Annotated in this window: 3 protein-coding genes and 1 pseudogene; 2 read left to right on the top strand and 2 right to left on the bottom strand. The window is 71.1% G+C overall.

The features are described from left to right. Together R6V09_RS49740 and R6V09_RS49735 are read left to right on the top strand one after the other, a co-directional pair. The coding region (locus R6V09_RS49740; RefSeq protein WP_317888031.1) for a helix-turn-helix transcriptional regulator at window positions 1-1,250 on the top strand (1,250 nt) is incomplete at its 5' end. A 204-nt stretch (window positions 1,251-1,454) separates the two neighbouring features. Continuing rightward, window positions 1,455-2,246: a S1 family peptidase gene (locus R6V09_RS49735; protein WP_317888030.1), complete on the top strand. Its 792-nt coding sequence runs from the start codon at window positions 1,455-1,457 to the stop codon at window positions 2,244-2,246. Window positions 2,247-2,339: 93 nt separating this feature from the next. Here the strand turns inward: R6V09_RS49735 and dmpI are convergent. Next, a pseudogene (gene dmpI / locus R6V09_RS49730) lies at window positions 2,340-2,528 on the bottom strand (4-oxalocrotonate tautomerase DmpI); the annotation flags it as partial. 85 nt (window positions 2,529-2,613) lie between these two features. Continuing rightward, window positions 2,614-3,109 (bottom strand): LysR family substrate-binding domain-containing protein (locus tag R6V09_RS49725; protein WP_317888029.1); only part of this gene is annotated, 496 nt, incomplete at its 5' end.

Here is a 3,109-nt window from a genome sequence, read left to right as displayed (position 1 = left end):
TGGCGGCGCTCGCCGGCGACCGGCGCACCGAACTCCTCGCGCTCTCCTTCCAGGCACAGACCGAGACCCTGATGGGCCATCCGGACGCCCCCCTCACCATCAAGCGCGCGCTGAAGGAACCCCAGGACCCGAGGGTGGCCTGCCATCACAACGGCGCCGGTTCGGCGCGGTTCCGCTGGCTGGTGATGAGCGATCAGCTGCCGGAGGCCCGCGCCACCATCACCGCGCTGCTGCGCGAGGTGCGGCGGCGCGGGTCGGTGGAGAGCGAGGTGCACTTCCTGCGCGGCTTCGCCGAGACCGAACTGCGCTCCGGGCACTGCGGTCGCGCCCTCGATTTGGCCCGCGAGGGCCTCCGGCTGGCCCGCGACTCCGGAATCGGCCAGACGGCGTCCGCGATGCTCACGGCGCTGGCCGAGGCCTCCGGCGGTGACGTGGAGGAGGCGCTCGCGCTGGCCCGGGAGGCGGTCGAGCACGCCGAGGAGGAAGGCGACCAGATGTATCTGTCCCGGGCCCTCGGCGCCCTGGGATACGCCCAGTTGGTCGCCGGGGACGCCCACGGCACCGTCCGCTCGCTGCGCCGGGTCCGCGAACTGGAGCAGGCCCTCGGGGTGACCGACCCGGCACGCGGACGCTGGCACGGTGACCTCGCCGAGGCCCTCGTCCTGATCGGCGAGACCGCCGAGGCCCAGGACGTCATCGACGTGACACGTGAACGCGCCCTGCGGCTCGGCCGCGAGAGCGTCCTGGCCGTACTCGACCGCGCCGAGGCCCTGGTGCGCGCGGCCCGTGGCGAACACGACGCGGCCGTGGCGCAACTGACGTCCGTTCAGGACCGGCTCGCCAAACTGGGCTACGGCCTGGAGGAGGCCCGCGCCGCCTTCGCACTGGCGTCGCTGCGCACCCGGCAGCCCGGACCCACGTCCTACGACGAGGCGACCCGTCTGTTCCGCCGCTGCCGTGCCCTGCCCTGGCTGCGGCAGGTGGACGAGGCCGCCGTCACCCGCGCACCGGAGCCGGCGCCCGCGGCCACCCCCGCGCCGCCCGCCCTGGACGGACTCGACGGGCTGGCCTCGATGGAGCGTCAGGTCGCCGCGCTCGTCATGGAGGGCGCCACCAACCGGGAGATCGCCGCCCGGCTGTTCATCAGCGTCAAGACGGTCGAGGCGACCCTGACCCGGGTCTACCGGAAGCTGGGGATCCGCTCGCGGGTGGATATCGTCCGACTGGCGGCGGGGCGCCGTCCGAACTGAGGACCCTACGGGTTTACTGTGCGGCGACCGAGGGTTTTCCCTGCCCAACTCCCCTAGGGGGTTCCCTCATTGGGAGCAGGGTGTGCCGGGTCATAGCTTGGAGATGTGCCGCTCGCCCGGGCATACGGGGGTCGGTCCCGCGACCCCCGTTGCACACCCCCACACCCGCGCGACCCCCCACCGGCAACCCTAATGAGGAGACTCATGTTCGGGCTCAACCGCGCAAAGAGAACCGCGGCCGTCGTCGCAGCAACCGCTGCCGCCGCCGCGACCGCACTGCTCAGCGCCCCCACCGCTGTGGCAGCCCCCCAGCCCATCGTCGGCGGTTCCACGACCACGACGACGGCGTACCCGTTCGTCATGCAGATCACGGACGCCTCGCAGAACCAGTTCTGCGGCGGCACGCTCGTCTCCGCCACCAAGGTGATCACCGCCGCTCACTGTATGGTCGGCGAGACCACCAGCAGCGTGCGCGTGGTCGGCGGCCGTACGTACCTCAACGGTACGAACGGCACCGTCAGCAAGGTCAGCAAGATCTGGATCAACCCCAGCTACACGGACGCCACCAACGGCGACGACGTGGCCGTGCTGACCCTGTCGACGTCGATGCCGTACACCACGGCGTCGTACGTCTCCTCCTCACAGACCAGCGTGTACGCGGCCGGCACCACCGCCCGCATCCTCGGCTGGGGCACCACCTCGGAGAGCGGCAGCTCCTCCAACCAGCTGCGGACGGCGACCGTGCCGACCGTGTCCGACACCAGCTGCAAGAGCTCCTACGGTTCGGACTTCATCGCGTCCGACATGGTTTGCGCCGGATACACATCCGGCGGCGTAGACACCTGCCAGGGCGACAGCGGCGGTCCCCTGCTCATCGGGGGCGTCCTGGCAGGGATCACTTCTTGGGGCGAGGGCTGTGCCGAGGCGGGTTACCCGGGTGTCTACACCCGGCTGACCACGTTCTCCAGCCTGGTGACCACGCAGGTCAACTCGTAACCCAGAAGAACTCCTGAGCACCCCTCAGGGAAATACCAGGGTGCGTTGCGGGCTTCCACGAGCAGCCCGCAACGCACCCTATCCATGTGCCCGCTACTTGTCGGCTGTGAGCTGCCCCGCCGCTCCCCAGCTGTCGGTGGGCACCTCGTGGATCCACACCTGCACGGTCTCGGCGGGGATCTTGTACGCGTCGACGAAGGCGTCGGTGACCCGCTTGACGAGGTCCCGCTTCAGCTCGACGTCACGCGGGCCCTGCTGGATGGTCACGATGGGCATGCTGAACTCCCTTGACTGGTGGGCCTGTTGGCTGACTCCAGTTCATCGCGTCAGGCGTCTCCGACCAAGAAGCAGCCCGCGACCGCAGCGATCAGTTCTCGTGATCGCCGCAGGCCAGCAGCAGGATGTCGAGATGCGGGGGCCGGCGCGCGGCAGGCACGGCGAGACCCGTCGACAGTGCGAGACCGGGCGCCTCGAACGGTACGAAGGCCACGCGCGGGTTGTGCAGCACGCGCGCGTGGGAGGCGTAGACGACCGTCCACAGCGGACGTGTGCCGATGGTGGCGAGCGTGTCCTGAAGGGACCCGCTCACCGGTCCGGGCAGCGGCTCGAACCCGGCCTCGTGAGAGGCGCCGACGACGAGGTCGACCAGCGCCGGGTTGTTCCGGCGCTCGGTGAGCGCGAGCGGCAGCGCGGCCAGCTCCCCGACGCCGATCTCGGACCGTCCGGCCAGCGGATGCGAGGCGGGCAGAGCCGCCACGAGGGGGTCGGCCCACAACGGCAGCACCCGTACACCCGGCACCGGTTCGACGGCCCGGACGAACGCCGCGTCCAGCTGCCCGCCCGCGACCCGGGCCAGCCGCTCG

Source organism: Streptomyces sp. W16 (assembly GCF_033194735.1).
Lineage (GTDB): Bacteria > Actinomycetota > Actinomycetes > Streptomycetales > Streptomycetaceae > Streptomyces.
The sequence above is the reverse complement of the archived record's forward strand: the minus strand, read 5'-3'. Positions and strand labels throughout refer to the sequence as shown.